Source organism: Pseudomonas sp. AC463 (assembly GCF_979253585.1).
Genome location: NZ_CEEDDZ010000952.1, coordinates 1 through 250, shown reverse-complemented (window position 1 = coordinate 250; position 250 = coordinate 1). Strand labels below are relative to the sequence as shown.

Genomic DNA, 250 nt, shown 5'->3' with positions numbered 1-250 from the left:
GGACCTGACGGCGACCCGCCGGCTGATGCTGGCGGCCGAAGCGTCCGGCGTCACCGTGCTCAGCGTCCGCCTCGCCGCGCAGGTGGAGCCCAGCGCCGCCGCCAGCCGGTGGGGCATTGCCGCCATGCCATCGCGCACCTTGCCGGGGGACGTGTTCGGCACGCCCGCACCCGGCCGACCTGCCTTTCTCGTCGAATGCCTGCGTCGGCGCGGCGGCCCTGCCGGCACCCGCTGGCCCGTGGAGTGGAAC

General features: G+C 76.0%; 1 protein-coding gene. It reads left to right on the top strand.

The annotated features are described in order from the left end of the window. Positions 1-250: hypothetical protein (locus AC0IYH_RS33055; RefSeq protein WP_471838616.1), on the top strand; the 250-nt coding region annotated here is incomplete at both ends.